This window comes from Methyloparacoccus murrellii (genome assembly GCF_054657115.1).
Map to the genome: position 1 here is coordinate 66,445 of NZ_BAAHXD010000008.1, position 19,759 is coordinate 86,203.

At 65.4% G+C, this 19,759-nt stretch carries 18 protein-coding genes; 7 read left to right on the top strand and 11 right to left on the bottom strand.

Annotated features, from left to right (window positions below; translation table 11 throughout):
- Positions 1–33: 33 nt before the first annotated feature.
- The 6 genes from ilvN to tusD all read right to left on the bottom strand — a co-directional run bounded on the left by ilvN (position 34) and on the right by tusD (position 3,910).
- On the bottom strand, positions 34–528 hold the full coding sequence (ilvN, locus tag ACYQ1H_RS03820) for an acetolactate synthase small subunit (protein ID WP_460026736.1): 495 nt from the start codon (positions 526–528) through the stop codon (positions 34–36).
- Positions 525–2,255, bottom strand: a complete 1,731-nt coding sequence (locus ACYQ1H_RS03825; RefSeq protein WP_460026755.1) for an acetolactate synthase 3 large subunit — start codon at positions 2,253–2,255, stop codon at positions 525–527. The genes ilvN and ACYQ1H_RS03825 overlap by 4 nt, the downstream gene beginning before the upstream one ends.
- A 164-nt stretch (positions 2,256–2,419) precedes the next feature.
- Positions 2,420–2,635 carry a hypothetical protein gene (locus ACYQ1H_RS03830; protein WP_460026737.1) on the bottom strand — a complete coding sequence of 72 codons (216 nt, stop codon included), beginning with the start codon at positions 2,633–2,635 and terminating at the stop codon, positions 2,420–2,422.
- Positions 2,636–2,784: 149 nt separating this feature from the next.
- A complete protein-coding gene (locus tag ACYQ1H_RS03835; protein ID WP_460026738.1) occupies positions 2,785–3,117 on the bottom strand; it encodes a TusE/DsrC/DsvC family sulfur relay protein in 333 nt (110 codons plus the stop codon).
- Entirely contained in the window at positions 3,114–3,530 is a 417-nt protein-coding gene (locus tag ACYQ1H_RS03840; RefSeq protein ID WP_460026739.1) for a hypothetical protein, read from the bottom strand. The genes ACYQ1H_RS03835 and ACYQ1H_RS03840 overlap by 4 nt, the downstream gene beginning before the upstream one ends.
- Entirely contained in the window at positions 3,527–3,910 is a 384-nt protein-coding gene (gene tusD / locus ACYQ1H_RS03845) for a sulfurtransferase complex subunit TusD (protein ID WP_460026740.1), read from the bottom strand. The genes ACYQ1H_RS03840 and tusD overlap by 4 nt, the downstream gene beginning before the upstream one ends.
- Before the next feature lie 81 nt (positions 3,911–3,991).
- On the opposite strand from tusD, the gene ACYQ1H_RS03850 reads away from it, so the two are divergent.
- Positions 3,992–5,458, top strand: a complete 1,467-nt coding sequence (locus ACYQ1H_RS03850; protein WP_460026741.1) for a beta-barrel assembly-enhancing protease — start codon at positions 3,992–3,994, stop codon at positions 5,456–5,458.
- A gap of 1 nt (position 5,459) precedes the next feature.
- On the opposite strand, the gene ACYQ1H_RS03855 is transcribed toward ACYQ1H_RS03850, so the two are convergent.
- The 3 genes from ACYQ1H_RS03855 to ACYQ1H_RS03865 all read right to left on the bottom strand — a co-directional run bounded on the left by ACYQ1H_RS03855 (position 5,460) and on the right by ACYQ1H_RS03865 (position 8,870).
- Positions 5,460–7,004, bottom strand: coding sequence for a long-chain-fatty-acid--CoA ligase (locus ACYQ1H_RS03855; protein ID WP_460026742.1), 1,545 nt, complete (start codon positions 7,002–7,004; stop codon positions 5,460–5,462).
- A gap of 74 nt (positions 7,005–7,078) precedes the next feature.
- Positions 7,079–7,468, bottom strand: coding sequence for a YMGG-like glycine zipper-containing protein (locus tag ACYQ1H_RS03860; protein WP_460026743.1), 390 nt, complete (start codon positions 7,466–7,468; stop codon positions 7,079–7,081).
- Positions 7,469–7,652: 184 nt separating this feature from the next.
- On the bottom strand, positions 7,653–8,870 hold the full coding sequence (locus tag ACYQ1H_RS03865; RefSeq protein ID WP_460026744.1) for a UbiH/UbiF/VisC/COQ6 family ubiquinone biosynthesis hydroxylase: 1,218 nt from the start codon (positions 8,868–8,870) through the stop codon (positions 7,653–7,655).
- Between the two features lie 303 nt (positions 8,871–9,173).
- Between ACYQ1H_RS03865 and ACYQ1H_RS03870 the strand changes: the two genes are divergently transcribed.
- The gene (locus ACYQ1H_RS03870; RefSeq protein WP_460026745.1) at positions 9,174–9,311 is read left to right on the top strand and encodes an entericidin A/B family lipoprotein; all 138 of its coding nucleotides are present in this window, start codon (positions 9,174–9,176) and stop codon (positions 9,309–9,311) included.
- A gap of 144 nt (positions 9,312–9,455) precedes the next feature.
- Here ACYQ1H_RS03870 and ACYQ1H_RS03875 read toward each other — a convergent pair whose 3' ends face one another.
- A complete protein-coding gene (locus ACYQ1H_RS03875; protein WP_460026746.1) occupies positions 9,456–9,860 on the bottom strand; it encodes a hypothetical protein in 405 nt (134 codons plus the stop codon).
- Positions 9,861–10,006: 146 nt separating this feature from the next.
- Here ACYQ1H_RS03875 and ACYQ1H_RS03880 point away from each other — a divergent pair, with 146 nt between their 5' ends.
- The 5 genes from ACYQ1H_RS03880 (at position 10,007) to ACYQ1H_RS03900 (ending at position 17,926) form a co-directional block, all read left to right on the top strand.
- On the top strand, positions 10,007–12,703 hold the full coding sequence (locus ACYQ1H_RS03880; RefSeq protein WP_460026747.1) for an MMPL family transporter: 2,697 nt from the start codon (positions 10,007–10,009) through the stop codon (positions 12,701–12,703).
- Positions 12,700–13,554 (top strand): sterol transporter periplasmic substrate-binding protein BstB, encoded by an 855-nt coding sequence (gene bstB, locus ACYQ1H_RS03885; RefSeq protein WP_460026748.1) that lies wholly within the window; start codon positions 12,700–12,702, stop codon positions 13,552–13,554. The genes ACYQ1H_RS03880 and bstB overlap by 4 nt, the downstream gene beginning before the upstream one ends.
- Positions 13,555–13,557: 3 nt before the next feature.
- Complete coding sequence (locus ACYQ1H_RS03890) at positions 13,558–14,352, top strand: tetratricopeptide repeat protein (protein WP_460026749.1); 795 nt, start codon at positions 13,558–13,560, stop codon at positions 14,350–14,352.
- Positions 14,353–14,386: 34 nt separating this feature from the next.
- Entirely contained in the window at positions 14,387–16,402 is a 2,016-nt protein-coding gene (locus ACYQ1H_RS03895) for a 2,3-oxidosqualene cyclase (protein WP_460026750.1), read from the top strand.
- A 135-nt stretch (positions 16,403–16,537) separates the two neighbouring features.
- Entirely contained in the window at positions 16,538–17,926 is a 1,389-nt protein-coding gene (locus ACYQ1H_RS03900) for an FAD-dependent oxidoreductase (protein WP_460026751.1), read from the top strand.
- Positions 17,927–18,035: 109 nt separating this feature from the next.
- Here the strand turns inward: ACYQ1H_RS03900 and ACYQ1H_RS03905 are convergent, their stop codons facing one another.
- Positions 18,036–19,628, bottom strand: coding sequence for a cytochrome P450 (locus ACYQ1H_RS03905; RefSeq protein ID WP_460026752.1), 1,593 nt, complete (start codon positions 19,626–19,628; stop codon positions 18,036–18,038).
- Between the last annotated feature and the right edge of the window lie 131 nt (positions 19,629–19,759).

Here is a 19,759-nt window from a genome sequence, read left to right on the forward strand (position 1 = left end):
CTCGGTGTTGAATGGGCTCGAAAGGTTTTGGGTTCAGGCGTGCAGCCCCCGCTCACCGCGGAGTATGCCCGTGGTGCCGGAACGCACGACCTCGATGATGTGATCCTCGCTGATGGCGCGCAGGAAGGCGTCCAGCTTGGATTTCTCGCCGGTGATCTCGACGACGTAGGTGCTGGAGGTCACGTCGAGGATGCTGCCGCGGAAGATGTCGCACAGGCGCTTGATCTCGTCGCGCATTGCGCCGGAGGCACGCACCTTGACCATCATCAGCTCCCGCTCGATGTGGGAGGATTCGGAGATGTCGATCAGCTTCACCACGTCGATCAGCTTGTTCAGCTGCTTGGTGATCTGCTCGATGATGTCGGCGCTGCCGGAGGTCACCAGGGTCATGCGCGACATGGAGGCATCCTCGGTGGGCGCGACGGTCAGTGTCTCGATGTTGTAGCCGCGGGCCGAGAACAGGCCGGCCACGCGCGACAGGGCGCCCGCCTCATTCTCGATGAGGATGGAGATGATGTGACGCTTCATGCCAGTTCCCGGTCCACGCTGACGCCAGGCGCCATCCTCATTTCATGGTGGGCCTTGCCGGCCTCGATCATCGGATAGACGTTCTCGCTCGGGTCGGTCAGAAAATCCATGAACACGGTGCGATCCTTGAGTTTGAAGGCCTCTTCCAGCGCCGGCCGCACATCGGCCGGCTTCTCGATGCGCATGCCGACATGGCCGTAGGCCTCGGCCAGCCTGACGAAATCGGGGATGGTTTCCAGATAGGAATGGGAATAGCGGCTCTCGTAGGAAAATTCCTGCCACTGGCGAACCATGCCCATGTAGCCGTTGTTGAGGTTGATGACCTTGATGCCGGTCCGGTACTGGAGTGCCGTGGCCAGCTCCTGGATGCACATCTGGATGCTCGCCTCACCGGTGATACAGGCGACGTCGGCGTGCGGATGAGCCAGCTTGACCCCGATCGCCGCCGGCAGGCCGAAACCCATGGTGCCCAGCCCACCGGAATTGATCCAGCGACGCGGCTGGTCGAACTTGTAGAACTGTGCCGCCCACATCTGGTGCTGGCCGACATCCGAGGTGATGAAGGCCTGGCCTCGGGTCACGGCCCACAGTTCCTCGATGACGAACTGCGGCTTGATGCGGTCGCTGCCACGATCGAAGGCGAGACAGTTCACGGACCGCCAGCGCTCGATGCGCTCCCACCAGGCGGCCAGGGCCTGGGCATCGGGCCTGGCCGGGCTGGACGCCAGCATCTCGATCATGTCGTCCATCACCGGGCCGACCTCGCCAACGATCGGCACGTCCACCTTGACCGTCTTGGAGATCGATGCCGGGTCGACATCGACATGGATGATCCTGGCATGCGGACAGAATTGCGCCAGCTTGCCGGTTACGCGATCATCGAAACGGGCGCCGATCGCCAGCAGCACGTCGCACTCGTGCATGCCCATGTTGGCTTCGTAGGTACCATGCATGCCCAGCATGCCGACGAACTGGGAATCCGTGGCCGGATACGCGCCGAGCCCCATCAGGGTATTGGTGATCGGGAAGCCCAGCAGCCGGGTCAGCTTCACCAGCGAGGCCGCAGCGTTGCCGATGACCACCCCGCCGCCGGTATAGATCATCGGCCGTTTGGCGCTCAGCAGCAGGTCGACCGCTTTCCTGACCTGCCAGCGGTGTCCGCGCACCTGCGGATTGTAGGAGCGGATGGATACCGTCTCCGGGTAGGCATAAGGGATCTTGATGTTGGGGTCGGTAATATCCTTGGGGATATCGACGACGACAGGTCCCGGCCGGCCGGTGGTGGCGATGTAGAAGGCCTTCTTGATGGTTTCCGCCAGCTTGGCGAGGTCCTTGACCAGGAAGTTGTGCTTGACGCAGGGCCGGGTGATACCGATGGTGTCACACTCCTGGAAGGCATCGCTGCCGATGACCGGCGTCGGCACCTGGCCGGTCAGGATCACCATGGGGATGGAGTCCATGAAGGCAGTCGCGATGCCGGTGACGGCATTGGTGGCGCCGGGCCCCGAGGTCACTAGCACGACGCCGGGCTTGCCGGTCGAGCGCGCATACCCATCGGCCGCGTGGGTCGCGCCCTGCTCGTGGCGCACCAGGATATGCTTGACATCCTCCTGCTTGAACAGGGCATCGTAGATGTGGAGCACGGAGCCGCCGGGATAGCCGAAAATGTACTCCACCCCCTCGTCCTTCAGACACCGGACAACGATTTCAGCGCCGCTGAGCTCCACGAACTTCACCCTGCCATAAAGATTCAGGGCGCTGGATCGCGCCCTGAGCGGATAAAAAGGTTGACTAACTTACTAGGACTTGATTACACCGTCAAGGCGGACGAGGCGACCGCCGACCCTGATGACGCCGCCGGCGACGACCAGGCCCGGGTGACGGGAATGCCTCACTTCTGCTGTCGCCAGCGGTAGTGAATCTGGCCGTCGTCACAGCGCCAGCCGCCGCGATTGCTGCCACCCGTCTCGCCCACGGACTGACAATGATGGTCCTGCACGAATTTTTGCCAGTCGTCCTCGCCCTCCGGGGCGGAAAGGATGAGATAGCCCACGGTGGCGGCAGCAAGGCCAAGGGCGGAGAAGGCGGCGGTCTCGATCGGTTTCATGGGCGACTCCTGATTGCGTGATTGCGCGGGATGTTTTTTGTTGTACGTCCTGTTGCCGACCGGCTCTCCGGCACACGGTCACACCGATCGGTTGCCACTACGACCCCCGATCGTCCGCTCCGGTTCACTGGCACGCCGGGCTTGCAGCGCTACAGACAGCCGGGCGGCTTCGGCAGCCCCGCCACCAGACAGGCATGCCGGACCGGGCTGCCGGCAAACAGGCCATTGAGATAGCGGGAATTGCCGCGCTCAGGACCCAGCGCACGCTCCACCGCCTTCACGAACATGCGGTTATTGGGCAGGTGACGAAACTGCCGGTGATAGTCGCGGAGGAAATGGACGATCTCCCAGTGGGCATCGGTCAGCACCAGGGGAATGCGGGCCGCCAGCCCTGCCGCGACGCCCTCGTTCCAGTCATCTGCATCCTGCAGAAACCCGTCCGCCGTGACGCGGGGCATCGCCGATGGTGCAGCCTCCGTCATGTGCCACCAAGACCTGCCGGCGGCTGGGCCCCGAGCCCGGCGGTCGCGTTGTCAGGGGCGCCGTTCCAGCCGAAGACGACATCGTATCGCGCGATCAAGGCCGGCACTTGCGATTCGGGAATGGCGATCAACCCCGCCCCGGACGCCAGGGTCGGGTCGGCCAGGCCGGTCGATGACGCCTGGGCGGCCCAGATACCCTCCAGGCCATACAGCGACAGGACCTCGATCAGCCGGCTACCGGACAGGGCATCGCCATCCCCGGCCGCCGCCAGCATCCGCCAGCCATCGCCGATGAACAGCACGCCAACCGGCTGGTCGAAAGCGGCGAAGGTCAGCACCTGATCCAGCCATTCCTGTCCCGCCATCCCTTCCAGCGATCGCGCCAGGACAAACAGAAAGCGCTTCGTCCTCACGTCCAGGCATCCGCATCGAAGACCAGCACCCGGTCAGCCTTCAGGCAGGCATCGACCCAGGCTCCCAGGCCACCCGGCACGAAACCCTCCCGAATCACGGCGTCCCCGCCTTGACCGCAAGCGGGATCGTAAAGCCCTCGCCGCTCGGCGGCAGCCGTGCAGAACACCAGTTCCAGACCGGCCTCCCGCCCGAGCCGCGACCAGTCGGCCCCCGCCACGTTCGCGGTATCGCCGGCGAATGCATGGCGGACGCCATCCTGGTAGAAAAAGACCCGCACGATCTCGTCCCCCGACGCGATGGCGGTCTTGATAAACTGGACTCCCTGTTCGGTGGCCCGACCCTCCAGGGGGCCCGCATTGATCTGAACGGCGTATTTCATGGCAACGTTGGGTTTGGAATGGGCTTGAACAACCCCCATTTCTCCGGGTGATATCCCCCCTGCACCGAGGCCTTGTCCATCTTGAAACGATTTGTCACAACGGCGCTGGCCACCCCGCTCTTGACCGCGCTGGCCACGGCAGCGGCGCCGGCCGTCCGCGCTGAGATGCCCGACATCCAGCTGCCGGATATCGGCGATCCGACCGGGACGCTGATGACCGCCCAGCAGGAGGGAGAATTGGGCGCGGCCTTCTATCGCAGCCTGCACGCAAGGATGCAGATCAACAACGACCCCGAGGTATGGGATTACATCCAGTCGCTGGGTTCCCGCCTGACCGCCAACAGCGATACGCCCACCCAGAATTTCACCTTCTTCGTCGTCAATGAGCCAGTCATCAACGCCTTTGCAGGTCCCGGCGGCTACATCGGCGTCAACTCAGGCCTGATCCTGCTTTCAGAACAGGAAAGCGAACTGGCCTCGGTACTGGCACACGAAATCTCGCACGTCACCCAGCGCCATCTGTTCCAGACCTTTCAGGCGGCCAGCCGCATGTCCATCCCCACAGCGCTGGCCATGCTCGGCGCCGCCCTCATCGGCGCGCAAGGCGGCGGCAATGCGGCCATAGCCGCGATGATGGCGGCCCAGGGCATGAGCCAGCAATATCAGATCAACTTCACCCGCGACAACGAGGTCGAGGCGGATCGCGTCGGCATGCAGATTCTCTCCAAATCGGAATTCGATCCGCGAGCGATGCCGGAATTCTTCGAACGAATGCAGCAATCGACCCGTTTCGCCGGCAACCGCATCCCGGAATTCCTGCTGACGCACCCGGTCACCGTGGCGCGCATCTCCGACACCCGCGACCGTGCCGAACAATTCGCCTATCGGCAGTACCCGGACTCCCTGCCCTACCAGGTCATCCGCGCCAAGCTGCGCGTACAGACCGCGCCCAGCCCGCGCAATGCGCTCGACTACTTCACCACCATGCAGACGCGCGGTACCGGCCAGCAGCAGGACATCATGGCCTACGGCCTGGCCCTGGCACAATCCCGGCTCGGACAGACCGAAAGAGCCAGGACAACACTGCAGCGCCTCGTCAGAACCTACCCGCATCAATCGCAGTTCATGAACGCGCTGGCGGAAACCGAAATGGACGCCAAGCAGTTCGGCAAGGCAGCGGAGCTGTACGAACTCGCCCTGCAGCGTTTCCCGGACAACCAGGCGATGACCCTGAACTATGTCCGCGCCCTGCTGAACACCGGGCAGACCGCCAAGGCACGGACGGTGCTGCACGACCTCATCAAGCATCATCCGCCGACGCCGGACATCTACGAACTGATGGCGGAAGCCTACAGCAAGCTAGGCAACGAGGGTGAGTCGCACCGCTACTATGCCGAGGGCTACTATCTGCTGGGCCAGACCAAGTCGGCCATCCTGCAGATGCAGCTGGCCAAGCGCGCGGCGGGCGGCAACTTCTATCTCAATTCGGTGATCGACGAACGCGTGACCCAATGGCAGGCCGAAGAGGCGGCGCAGAAAGAGCGCTGATTCAGCCCAGCCCCACGATCCCGCGCTCGATCTCCCCCTGCTTGCGCAGCTCGCGCTTCATGATCTTGCCGGCCGCGTTCTTCGGCAATTCATCCAGCACCACGAAGCGACGGGGAACCTGATGGCGCCCCAGCCAGGCGCGGCAATGCTCGCGAAGGGCCTTCTCGCTGCCGGCACCGGAAGGGTCCAGCGCTACGTACGCCACCGGTACCTCGCCATGCAGCGCATGCGGCTCGCCAACCACGGCAGCTTCGCGCAATCCCGGGTAGCGGTAGAGCACCTCCTCGACCATCCGGGGGTAGACATTCATGCCGTTGACGATGATGAGATCCTTCTTGCGGTCGACGATGCTGAAATAACCGTCCGCATCGCGCATCCCGAGATCCCCGGTCAGGAGCCAGCCATCGCGGAAGACCTCGGCGGTGGCTTCCGGCTGGTTCCAGTAGCCTTTCATCACATTGGGCCCGCGCACGGCGATTTCGCCGACCTCGCCATCCGGCAGGGTCCGGCCGGCATCGTCGACGATCCGCATTTCCACCTCCGGTACCGGCAAGCCCACCGTACCCGGCTTGGCCAGCCCATCGATGGGATTGACGCAGGTCACCGGCGAACACTCGGTCGGGCCGTCGCCCTCGTAAAGGCGGATACCGAAGCGAGCCTCGAACTGGTTCAGGGTCTGGACCGGCATGGCCGCCCCGCCAACGATACCGAAACGCAGCGAGCGCAACTGGCTGATCCGCTCCTCGCGCAGCCGCAGCAGGACGGCATACATGCTGGGCACGCCAAGAAAGATGCTGGCCCGGTGCCGCGCGATGGCTTCCGCCACCGCCTCGGGCTCGAACCGCGCCATGGGAATCAGGGCGCAACCGCTGGCAAGCGGCGTCAGCATGCCGACGGTGGCCGCGAAGGCATGGAACATCGGCAGCACCACCAGCACCCGGTCCAGCCCGGGCCGCCATTTCATGGCATGCCGCACGCTCCGGACGTTGGCAACCAGATTGGCGTGCGTGAGCATGGCGCCCTTGGGAAAACCGGTCGTCCCCGAGGTATAGAGGATGGCGGCCAGATGCTCCCGCGCCTCGATGGTCGGCGATGGCGGAACGCCCGCCGGCGCGTCGGCCAGTTCGCCCAGGGCGATGCGCGGATCTGCTGCCGGCACGATGCGGGCCGACCAGCGCAGCATGCCCGCCTGTCCGGCCAGATCCCGGACCTTCTCCGCCAGTGCCTCGTGAAACACCAGGCCCCTGGCTCCCGAATCGTTGAGGATGTGCAGGATTTCGGGGCGATTGATGAGCAGGTTGATGGGCACAACCGTGGCGCCCGCCAGGAGAATGCCGACATAGACGATGGCGAACTCGGCGCCATTCGGCGCGTACAGCGCCACCCGATCGCCCGGCTCGATGCCTCTTGCCGCAAGGCCGGCGGCGATATCGCCCGCCAGGCGGTGGAATCGACGGTGATCGATGACGCCGGCATCGGTCAGGATGGCGGGAACCTGGGCATAGGTCTCCGCGCTCTCGCGCAGCAGGTCGCTCAGGCTGGTCATGATGTCAGCGCGGCGGATGGAGACCTCACAGACAGCCAGCCCCCCACCCGCCGCCAGTTCGCTGCCGATTCGGATCAGTTGATGACGTTGTGGCCGCGGTTGCGCATGCAGTTGATGAAGGCACGCTTGTAGGCCTCGTCGCCGCTGACACCCGTGTAAGTGCCGCCACCGAGACCCCCCGCCGCCGCACCGATGGCGGCGCCGCCGCCAGGATTGCCGGCTACCGCGCCGATGGCGGCCCCTGTTGCCGCGCCGAGCAGACCGCCGGCGACGGCACCCTTGGCCGTCTCGGTGCCGGGGGAACCGGCCTCCTTGGCCAGCATCTTGCACTCCTCCGTATCCTGGGGAATTCTTGCCGCATTGGGGTCGTTGTGGCTGTCCGTCACCGGCTGCCAGCCGGTGTAGGTCGCACAGCCCGCCGTCATCGCCAAAGCCAGCGTCAGAAAAGCGGTTTTGTTCAGCATTCGGTGTCTCCGGGTCGTTCAGGGTCTGTCGGGTTGAGAGCTTGCCGCCACGGGCGAGCCAGGCACGCCGCTGGAATCCGCGGTCATCGGCAAGCGACTGGGTTGCGTCGCCGGGCTAGCCGCGCCGATGGCGGATCGCAGGTAGCCGGGAGAGCCGGCGTTGCGGCTGCTGCGCGCGCCTGCATCAACCCAGCAGGGCCTCGCCCTGTGCCAGACGCGGCAGCGATCCATTCAGCCCCATAGCATAGCTCATGGCCAGTTTCTTCGCGGGCCTCAGCCGTTCGGCGAGGCCCAGGCCAAGGTTCCGGACCAGTCGCAACGGCAGGTGCCGGTTGCCGAAGGCCCGGTAAAAGCCGTCCATGACCGTCATCATCAGCAGATTGTTGCTGCGCCGCATGCGCTCATAACGGGCCAGCGCCGCCTCGGATGCCCAGTCCTCCTGCTTGCGCTGGGCCGAGATCAGCACTTCCGCCAGTGCGGCGGCATCCAGCAAGCCGATGTTGACCCCCTGCCCGGCCAGGGGGTGGATCATGTGGGCCGCATCGCCGATCAGAGCGACGCCCGGCTTGATGTAGCGCAACGCATGCTGCCGACGCAGGGGAAAACTGCCGCGCGCGGTGATGGCCCGGATCTGGCCCAGGCACGGCGGGAAAGCGGCCAGCAGCTCGGCCAGCAGCTCGGCGTCGGGCAGACCCTTGAGGCGCTGGACCTCCTCCGGACGGTGATACCAGACCAGCGAGGCATGCGGGCCGCTCAGGGGCAGCAGCGCCTGCGGGCCAACCGGGGTGAAACGCTGCCAGGTGATGTCCTGTTGCGCGGCAGCGGTGTCGACGGTAAGCACCAGGGCGTGCTGCTCGTAATCCCAGCCGCTCACACCCATGCCGGCAGCCTGCCGGACCCGGGAAAAACCGCCATCGGCGGCGACCAGCAGGCGGGTCCTGAGCACACGTCCATCGTCCAGTTCCACCTCGGAGCCGTGCGGCTGATAGCGGATCGCCCGGGTCTTCACGGGCGACAGCAGGCTGACGTTGTCGAAGTCCCGCAGGCGATCCAGTACCGCGAGCTGGATCACGCGGTTCTCGACGATATGCCCCAGCACCGGCTCGTTGATTTCCTCGCTGCGGAACTCGACATCGCCGGCATCCTCCCAGACACGCATGCGGCGGTATGGACACAAGCGGCGCGATGCGATGCCATCCCAGGCACCGATTGTCCTGAGGATATTGGCGGAGGCGACACTGACCGCCGATACCCGGAGGTCATGCGGCTGTTCGGGCGAAAAGGGCATGGGCGGCGCGTCCTCCAGCACGGCAACCCGCAGCCCGCTGCCGCCCAGCGCGCAGCCCAGCGTCCCGCCGACCATGCCACCCCCGACAATCAGGACATCGTAATCTTCGTTCATGCTTACCCCCGTTGCTCTGGGAAGGGATTATCCCGTATTGAGGAGGGAATGCCCAAGACACGACGTGTCCCGCGCGCGATGAACCGGGCGCTACGGGAATCCTGACCCTTCCGCCACCGCCGGATCAGGATGGCAGGACAGGAGAAAGCGGCCGGCGCATGGCCCGGCAACCGCGCCATCCCGGCCGGACTCTTTCTCAATCGGCCAATGTTGGCTACCATCACGACGATTCCACCGGACGGCGATGCACCGTGCCCACACCGCCGCAACAAGCCCGCCCCCCCTACCGACAGGACTCGCACGATGAAATACGGCGCTTTGACATTGATGCTGGCAACGAGCCTGCTCCTCTCCGGCTGCAACACCTGGAGCGGCTTCGGCCAGGACCTGCAGAAGGTCGGCCAGAAGGTTCAGCAGCAGGGCGACAAAGTCAAGCATTGAGATTCGCCGGTCATCCCGGCCTGCGCCCAGCCGACACGCCGGACCGGACCTGAATCCCGTTACCCCTCCGCCTGCCCGGACCGCGTCGCTGTCCGCTTCATCCCGGGCAGCGCGCCTTGCCGGCCGGCAAGGACAGGTTCAGATTCAGACGGCGTTTTCGTCCTCGACCATGTTGGTCGCCACCAGTCCCGCGAAGGCGCAGAGAAAGCCGTTGATCATCAGCCAGAACGGCAGGGTCTCGAGACCGAAGAACTTCGCCCCCGTCACGATCGCCCACAGCATCGCCATCAAGGCCGTCAGCACCGTGCTGACGGCACCGACGATGCCGCCGTGAGCAAAACCATGGTGACCGGCCTTCCTGGCGGCGACAGAACCCGATACCAGGCATGTCGCCAATCCCAGCAGCTGGTTTAAACCATAGAGCAAACCCTGATAATCTCCCGTGGCGGCCCGCTCACCGATCAGCGCCGGCAGCAGGATCACGTGCACCACATAGAGCCCCAGAAAGATCGCGATACCCCAGATGAGGGCTTTGCCTTCGATGACCATGTGTTATCTCGATGTTTAACGGCGGTTGGCGACAACGGGCAGACATCGGACCAACAGGCCAATCCCATCCCCGGCCCGACCGTTGAAAATGCGCCTGCGGTTAGACGGGCCAGGGCTGAAAAATTCCTGATACCGGCATATCCCGCATGAAATCACTGATGTATCGCCAGGCCCGCTGGTGCGCCACGCACCCTGGCGGGGTGCTTCTGGTCGCCGCCCTCCTGTCATTGCTGGCGATCGTAGCGGCGGCGCGACTGCCCGTCCACACCTCCCGCCAGGCCCTGCTGCCCCAGGACACCGACGTCGCCCGACGCCTGAGCACTTTCCTGGGCAAGTTCGGCGCGGCCTCCGACCTGATGATCGCCATCGAGGGAGCCCCACGTGCCGAGCTCGAATCCTACGCCACGGAACTCGCCAGGCGGCTCAACCAGCAGCCGGAAATCGCCTACGCCACCGAGCGCCTGGATACCGATTTCTTCGCCCGCCACGCCTACCTGCTCGCCCCGCGCACCGCGCTGACCCGCCTCGAACAGGGGTTGTCACTGGCCGCCGACGCGCCATCGGTGCCGCTGGACAGCATGCTGGCGGCAGCCGGGGACACACTCGCGGCCGTGCCCTCCGGACCGGGCCCCGACTTGCAGCAGATGACCACCACCATCCGCGCCGCCGATGCCCTGCTGGCCGAATGGCAGCGCTGGCTGGGCGCATCGCAGCCACCCGACACCGTGGACTGGAGCGGCCTGCTGTCGGCGGTCGGCGCCAGGGAGCTAGGCAACGGCTACTTCGCCTCGCACAACGGGCAAATGCTGGTGGTCTTCGTCCATCCGCGGGATGCCTCGGAAGCCTTCGAGACGCTGCAGCCCTTCAACGAGCGGGTCCGCAGCGTGGCCGGGGGGCTTGCCCGCGAGTACCAGGCCAGCGGACGACCCGCGCCCTCATTCGTCCTGACCGGCATGCCGGCGATCGAGTACGAGGAGTATCTCGACATCGAGCGGGACATCAAGCTGGTCATCTGGACGGCGGCGGGCCTGATCGCCGCGCTGATCCTCCTGGTGGTGCGGAGCATCCGCTGGGCACTGGCCATCTTCATTCCCATGGGTCTGGGCGCGCTGTGGAGCCTGGCGCTGGCCCTGCTAACCGTCGGCCACCTAAGCATCATCACGTCCAGCTTCTTGGCGATCCTGTTCGGACTGGGTGCGGACTACGGCATTTTCACCTCCTCGCAGATCGCCGAAGCCCGCCGTGCCGGCAAGCCCCTGATCGAGGCCATCGGCACGGGAATCGCCGGCTCCTTCTCCGCCGTCATGACGGCGGGCGGCGCTTCGCTGCTGATATTCGGTGCGCTGGCCACCGTCGAGTTCCCGGGCTTCGCCGAGCTGGGCCGGGTCGCGGCAGGCGGGGTACTGCTGATCCTGCTTGGTACCTGGCTGGTTCAGCCTGCCGTCTATGCCCTGTTCCCGCCCCGCCTGGCGGTGCCCCCCACACCGGCCGGCCCCCGGCCAAGGCCCGGCCGCCGCGGTGCCTTCGCCCGCTCGCTGGCCTGGCTCTGGGTGGGACTCGCGCTGGCAACCGCCTGGATCGGCATCCGGGCCGGCCTGGCCATTCCCTTCGACTACGACGTGCTGTCGCTGCTGCCGGCCGATTCCACCGCCGCCCAGTACCAGCGGCGCATGGCCAGCGAAACCGACTATCAGTCCGAGGTCATCATCTTCACCGCCAGTAACCTAGACGACATGCGCCGGATCACCGCCGGCGCCAGCGCGCTGCCGACGATCGCCCGCGTGCAGTCGATCACGCAGCTGTTCCCGGAAGACGCGACGGAACGCGTCGTCAGCGCCAAGACCATCGGCCGGGCAGCGCAAGCGCCCGGCCTGCAGCGGCAGCTGGATCTCCTCGACCGGCAGGGCCTAGACGAGCCAACCTTCAGCCGCCTGCGCACGGTGCTGGAAAAGGCCCAGACCAGGATCGAGGAAGGCCAGGAACAGGCCTTCTCGGCCGGCCATGAGACGCTGGTGCACGAGCTCGAATCGCTGCGCACGCGGCTGGAATCCCTGCGCGCCAGTCTCGCGGCCAACCCCGCGCAGACCCGCGACCGATCCGAACGCTTCCTGTGCGCCCTGGTGGGCGAGGCCCGGCGCGGTCGCGAGCAGCTTGCCGGCTGGGATTCGGCCCGGGCGCTGTCACCCGGCGATTTGCCGCCCAGCCTGCGGGATCGCTTCGTGGCGCCGGACGGCACCCTGGCCGCCTACGCCTTCCCCGCCGAGAGCGTCTACGACTGGGATTATCTGGAGCGCCTGGTTCGCGAGGTGTACGCCGTCTCGCCCGAGGCCACCGGCTTTCCGACCACCCATGAGGCCTTCTCCAGGGCCGTGGTCGAGAGCTTCGGCCAGGGAACCCTGCTGGCCATCGCCGTCTGCCTGGCCTGGCTGCTGCTGATCCTGCGCAGCCTGCGCGGCTTCGTGCTGGCCTCCCTGCCCCTGGTCATCGGCGGCGGCTGGATGCTCGGACTGATGGCGCTGCTGGGCCTTCGCTACAATTACGCCAACATCATCGCCCTGCCGCTGGTGATCGCGCTGGCGGTCGATTACGGCGTCTGGTTCAGCCACCGCTGGCGGGCGCTCCGGCAAGCCGGCCCCCTGGCCGTGACCCTGGATGCCGGCAAGGTCATCGCGCTGGCCGCCGGCACCGAACTCGCCGGTCTCGGCGCCATCACCCTGGCCAGCTACCGCGGCGTATCGGGCCTGGGTATGGACATCACGCTCGGACTGCTATCCTGTCTGGCGGCAACCCTCCTGGTGGCGCCGGCCATCGGGCAATTGATCGATCCGACCGGAAAACCGTGAACAGCACATTGATATCCTCTCTCCGCCTGTTGGCCGCCGGGCTGGCGCTGGCAACCGCGACATCCGCCGCTCTGTCGGCACCTGCCCCCATCCTGGTCTGCTACCCCGGTGGTCCGGTCAGCGAAGCGGAAGCCAATACCGCCATGGCATCGATGCTGCGGGTCGTGGAGCGTATCGGCCAATGGCCGGCCAACAGCTTCACCAGCAGCTTCACGACGGCAGCGGACACCTGCCGCAGTCAGCTGGATCAGCTGAAGCCGGCCTTTGCCATCACCTCGCTGGGACTTTTCCTGGAACAGCGCGACGCCCACCATCTGGTTCCCGTGGCCCAGCCACGCATGAAGGGCGCGACCTCGGAGCACTACCGCCTGCTGGTGCAGAAGGGCAAATATGGCCGCCTCGACGAACTCAAGGGCAAGGCCATCGGCGGCACGGTGCTGGAGGAACCCGACTTCCTCCAGCGGATCGTTTTCGCCGGCAAGCTCGATCCCCGCTCGGCCTTCGAACTCAAGCCATCGCGCCAGGCCATCCGGGCGCTGCGTGCCCTGGACAAGGGTGAACTGGATGCGGTGCTGGTAAACGGCCAGCAGTTCGCGGCCCTCGGCTCGCTGCCGCTGCAGAATCCCATGGAAGCCATCTACACCTCCGGCGACATCCCGCTCATGGGCATGGTCGCCGATAGCCAGGCCAGCTCCGCCAGCGAGCGCGAGCGCTTCGCCCGCGCCCTGCAAGGGATGTGTGGAGACAGCGAGGGCAAGAAACTGTGCGAGCTGTTCGGCATCGAGGCCTTCGTCCCGGCCAGCCCCGGCGCGATCGAGCCGATGATCACCCTATGGAAACAGGAAAGATAGGTCGTGCGATCGCTCCCCATCAGCCTGCTCGCCGCAGCACTCCTCATCGGCGGCTGCGCCAGCCTGCCGGATCAATGGGTACGCTTCCCGGGACTTTCGGACTGCCCGGAGACATCGCCGACGAGCCTGCTCGCGAATGGCGACCGGTTCGGACCCGGCAGCTCGACCCACAGCCTGCAGTGCGCCCTCAGCGTTGCGCGTAACAGCAACGCGCCGGAGGTGCAGCGCTCCGCCCTGCCAAGCCGGCTGGCCCTGCATCTGGCGGAGCGCGAGCCGGACAGCGCCCGCAAGGAGGCGCTGGCCCGTGAAGGCGTGCAGTGGGCGGAGCAGGCGCTCCGTCAGGGCGCCGAACGGGATGGCGCGGTTCACTACTATCTGGCGGCCAACCTCGGCCTGGCGGTCCACCAGCACCCCCTGCAGGCCGCCGACAGCGTCTCCCGGCTGGAGCAGGAACTGCAGACGGCCGTCCGCCTCTCTCCGGGTGTCGACGATGGCGGCCCCCTGCGGCTGCTGGGCATGCTGTATCTGAAGGCACCTTCCTGGCCGACGGGCATCGGCGATGGAGACAAGGCGCTGGGGTGGTTGCAGAAGGCGGTCGACCAATACCCGCAGCATCCGCTCAACCACCTGTTCCATGCCGAGGCGCTGTGGGAGGTCGACGAGAAAGGTGCCGCGGCCAGGTCCGCGCTGGAAGAAGGACTCAGGCAGCTGCGCTCAGGGCCGTGGGGTTACAACAAGACCATCTGGGGCAAGGAGTTCTCGCAAGTCGCGCAGGAACTGGACACCCCGCTGCGCTGACTCCTGCCACAAACATCCCCGCCATCGACATATCGTGAGCACGCAACCGAACACCCCCATCCTGGCCGAAGCGGCCACCCGCAAGGCCGTCGGCTACCTGTTGGGGCTCCAGAAGGAAAGCGGCGACTGGGAAGGCGAAATGGTCTGGTGCACCATGATCCTCGCCCAGGCGGTGATCGTCCGCACGCTCGTTGGCCGCCCCTATCACGAGGCGGAACGCCAGCAGATCATCCGGCATTTCGCGGTCAATCAGGCCGACGACGGCTCCTGGGGCATGCACCCCGAGTCGCCCGGTTATGTCTTCTTCACCACGCTGGCGTACATCGCCCTGAGATTACTGGACGTGCCGACCAGCGACCCCCGGCTGGCCCGTGCCCGGGCCTGGCTGCACCGGCAACCGGGTGGCGTGAAGGGGATTCCGACCTGGGGCAAGTTCTGGCTGGCCATGCTGGGCCTCTACGAATACACCGGGCTCAACGCCATTCCGCCGGAGCTGTTCCTGCTCCCGCGATGGCTCCCCTTCCACCCCAGCCGGTTCTATTGTCATACACGACTCATCTACCTTGGCCTGGCCTACCTTGCCGGCCGCCGCTACCGGGCCGATCTGCCGCCGGCGCTGATCGAGGAGTTGCGGAAAGAACTCTACGACGAGCCCTATGACACCATCGACTTCGCCGGCCTGCGCCACACCCTGGCGCCGGGCGATGTCCATGTCCCGATCAGCCCCCTGCTGCGGCGCATCTATGATCTGCTGGCGCTGTTCGAACGCTGGCACAGCCCGCGGCTGAGAGAAAAAGCCTTGGCGGCCTGTTTCGACCGCATCCTCTATGAGCAGCGCAGCACCCGATATCAGGGCATTTCTCCGGTGAACGGCCTGCTCAATACCCTGGCCATCTTCGTCGAGGACCCTCGGCATCCCGACCTGGAACCCAGCCTGGCGGGCGTCGAGGCGTGGCGCTGGGAAGACCCGGCGGAGGGTCTGCGCTATGTCGGCGCCCGCTCGAACACCTGGGACACCGGCTTTGTCCTGCAGGCGCTGGCCAATCTCCGGCAGACCGATGACGACACCCGCACGGCGGTCGGCAAGGCGCTGCGCTTCCTCGAACGCGCCCAGCTGACGGAGGAGCTGCCCGACCCCGCCGACCACTGGCGGGATCCCGCGCTGGGTGGCTGGTGTTTTTCCGACGGCCAGCACCGCTGGCCGGTCAGCGACTGTACCGCCGAGGCCGTCTGCGGCATTCTCGCCGCCGCCGAACACCCTGAACTGCAAACCATACCCACGCTGGATGTCGAGCGCCTGACGCAGGCCATCCGCTTCATCCTGTCCCGGCAGAATGCCGACGGCGGCTTCGGCACCTACGAGCGCCGCCGGGCCGGCAAGCTCATGGAGCTGGTCAACCCGTCCGAGATGTTCGGACAATGCATGACCGAACTCTCCTATCTCGAATGCACGGCCTCCTCCCTCGCCGCGCTCTGCCACTATCGCCGGCATTACCCCGACTTCCCCGGCGGCGAGATCGACCGTGCGATCCCGCGGGCCATCGCGCTGCTGCGCAAGGGCCAGCTGCCGGACGGCGCCTGGCCGGGGTTCTGGGGCATCAACTACACCTATGCGATCTTCCATGTGGCAAAAGGTCTGCGCCTGGCCGGCATGCCGGCCACCGACCCTGCCCTAGTCCGGGCTGCCGCCTGGCTGAAGGACAAGCAGCGCCCCGATGGCGGCTGGAGCGAGCATTACAGCAGCTGTCTCGACGGCCAGTACCGGGAACATCCGGAAACCCAGGTGGTCATGTCCAGCTGGGCGATCCTCGCCCTGCTGGAAATCCTGCCGCCTCAGGACAGCGCCATCGAGCGTGGCATCTTGTGGCTTATGCAACAACAGCGGGCGGACGGAGGCTGGCCACAGCAAGCCGTGAATGGGGTTTTCTTCGGCGCGGCGATGCTCGACTACCGCCTTTACCATACTTATTTTCCGGTTTGGGCCCTGACACGATATACTTGTGCTGTAAATACACGACAAAGTTGCCCACAAGCCACAGCTGTTGCATGATGATCCCGGATAGTCTGGCCAGTGGTTCATCCACAAGCCCATGCGGCACGCAATGGACGCGTTGCCGGGCTCGCCCAACAATCTTCCGCCAGACCTGCCAAGCCTGAACTTATGACGGGTAATTCCGAGTTGACGATGGAAACACACGCGATGAATCATCTGGACACCGACGTCCTTATCGCCGGGGGCGGCGTGGCTGGTGCTGCCGCTGCTGCGGCCCTCTCGCCCCTGGGCTTGCGCATACTGATCGTCGAACCCAAGCTCTCCCATGGCCGGCGCCTGGCCGGCGAGCTGATTCACCCGCCCGGCATCGATGCGCTCAAGCAGCTGGGCCTGCTCGAGAACGATGCCAATATCGGCGCCGATATCGGTGGGTTCGCCATCTTCCCCTACCAGCCGGATCACGAAGTCCAGGAGTCGGAATCGGTCATCCTGCCCTACAGCGAAGTGGATGGCCTGACCCATGGCGGCATGGCCATCGAACACCAGGCCCTGAAAAACCATCTGCTGGAGAAGGTGAAGCACTTTTCCGGCGTCGATGTCTGGCTCGGGGGGCGGGTTTCCTCGATCGAGCAGAACGAAGGCGAGGACGATTATGCCGCCATCGTCACCACCGATACCGGGACAACCCGCATCCGGGCGCGACTCATCATCGGTGCCGACGGACCGATGTCGCAGGTACGGAAGCTGACCGGCATTCCACACGAGACACACCGCTACTCGGGCATGATGGGCGTCGAAGTGGACGACACCCACCTGCCCAATCCCGGCTATGGAAACATCTTCCTGAATCCGCTGGGCATCTCCTATGCCTACAGCGTCAGCACAGGCCGTGCCCGGGTGATGTTCGAGATCCTGCGCGGGGATAATTCCAAGGAATCCATCCGCGAGCATCTCAAGTTTTTCCCGGCGGCCTTCCGCGAGGACATCGAGGCAGCCATGGCCCAGGACAAGCCGATGGCCGCCGCCAACTACCGCATCGTGCCGCAGAGCAGCGTCAAGGCCAACATCGCGCTGCTGGGTGACGCCCGCGGCTGCTGCCATCCGCTGACGGCATCGGGGATTACCACGGCGGTCAAGGATGCCCTGAGCCTGCGGGACGCCCTGGTCGAGACCCGCTTCAACGTTCCGAAAGCCCTGCGCCGTTACGCCATCGCGGCGGGGCGGGTACAGCTGACCCGCCGTACCCTCTCGGAAGAGCTGCGCGAAGCCTTCCTGTCGCATACGGCGGAAGCGGAACTGCTCAACCAGTGCATCTTTTCCTACTGGCGCAGCTGCCCCAAGGGACGCGCGCACTCGCTGGCGCTGCTGTCCACCCAAGACAGCAGCATCGTCTCGATGGGCGCTCAGTTTGCCCTGGTCGTGATGCAGGCCTTCCGCCTGTTTCCGGAGCGGATCAGGAGCGGCCAGACCAGCCTATGGCTGCGCTCGATGGCAAAGCTGGCCCTCAAGGGCATGAACATCCAGCAGAACGCCTTTCGTCATTGGTTGCGGGAACAGCATGCCCTTGGCCTTGGCAGGTGATGGCGAGGTCCGCGTGGATTGCGCCTGAGGGCGCGTCCTGCGGCGAATCCCGCTCACGCCCGCAGCCGGAACCCGTGCTCGCCCGGCACGGGAAAGACCCGGCCAGGCCTCATTCGACACCAATGCGTATCGCCTGAGTCGGGCAATATTTCGCCGCGGCCCTGGCCTTCTCCAACTCGGCTTCCGGGGGATGATCGTTGAGGATGGTCAGGTGCCCTTCCTCGTCCACATGGAAGAGTCCGGGGGCTTCGCCCATGCAGGCGGCGTGTCCCTTGCACAGATCCCGGTCGAGCCGGATCCGGAAATGCCCCGCTGATGCCATGGCGATCCCCTCGTCACCAGTCCGAGCGGCCTCTGCTGCCGTGCTGGCCGACCGGCGGCGGCGATAGCGGATGCGGCAGGGCGACCCGGGCTCGACCACCATCTTAGTGTAATCGTCCCGATAGCTGTCGGGCGCGTCCACCAATTCGAATTCGTAGCGCCGCAGCAGGATGCAGAAAATCGCCTTGATCTGGAACAGGGCGAAGGCATTCCCCGAGCATTTGTGCCGCCCGCCCCCGAAGGCCTGCCACGCATACAGGTTCCTGTCCTCGGCGCGCTCGGGCGAATAGCGGTCGGGATCGAACTGTTCCGGGTTGGGAAACAGCGCGTCGATGCGATGGGTGACCGCCGGTGCCGCACAGACAAACTTGCCGGCCTTGATCAGGTAATCGCCGACCGTGAAATCCTGCAACACCTTACGCATCAGAATGATCAGCGGTGGATGCAGGCGCAGCACCTCCTTCAGCACGCTCTCCAGCTTGGGGACTTGCCGCAGCGACTCGAAGGTCACCTTGCCATCCTCGCCGAACAGGGCATCCAGCTCCGCCACCACTGCCTGCATCCAGGACGGATGCCGCAGCAATTCGATCAGAACCCAGGCCGTCGTGCCGGAGCTGGTGTGGTGGCCGGCAAAGATCGTGGCAATCAGCATGCCGGTAATCTCGTGTGGCGTCAGCTTGCTGCCATCCTCGTAGGTAGCATCGATCAGCGTCTGGAAGACATTCGGGCTGTCGGAACGCGCCTTGGCCCGTCGCGCCATGATTTCGGTGACCAGCACCTGCAAGCGGGCGCGAGCCTTGTCGCGGCGCCGGAAGACCGGTAGCGGCAGGTTCGGGAACACATAGGCGATCGGCTGGATCCCCTGCTCCAGATCGTGATAGATCTCGGCAAAAACCTTGTTCAGCTCGAAGCGGAATTCCGGCCCCAGCAGGCAATGACTGGACGTGTAGATGGTCAACTCCTTGGTGAACGCCAGGAGATCGATCTCACCGGCCTCGCCCCAGCCCGCAATCAGGTTCTCGACCTCCTCGACGATCAGATCCGCATAGGTACGCATCGGCTTGTCCCGCAGCGCCGGCATCAACATTTGCAGCTGCTGGTTCTTCTTGCGGATCGGTGCATCGAACACCACGCCCTGGCCGAAGATCGGCGTCATGATCTTGTAGGCCGCCCCTTGGTCCAACTGCTCGTCAGGCGCACGGTAGAAAGCCTCGCTGGCCTTGTCACCGGTCAACAAGACCATGTCCTGATGGAACATCTTGAACTCGGCCACGTCGCCCAGCTGCTCGCGCAGGCTCATCATGAACAGGTGCGGGTTCTTGCCGAAGGCGAGGATATGTCCGAGCAGCGGCAACGCGCCCTGCAAACGGGGCGGTGCCATCAGGCCGGAACGACGGATGGAGGAATCAGAGCTCATGAGAGGTGCGGAATGGCGAGGAAGGAATCGACAAACTAAGTTGCGGGGGATGATAGCCCAAGCCGGGGCGCGGACACGAGCAGGGGGCGCAGCAC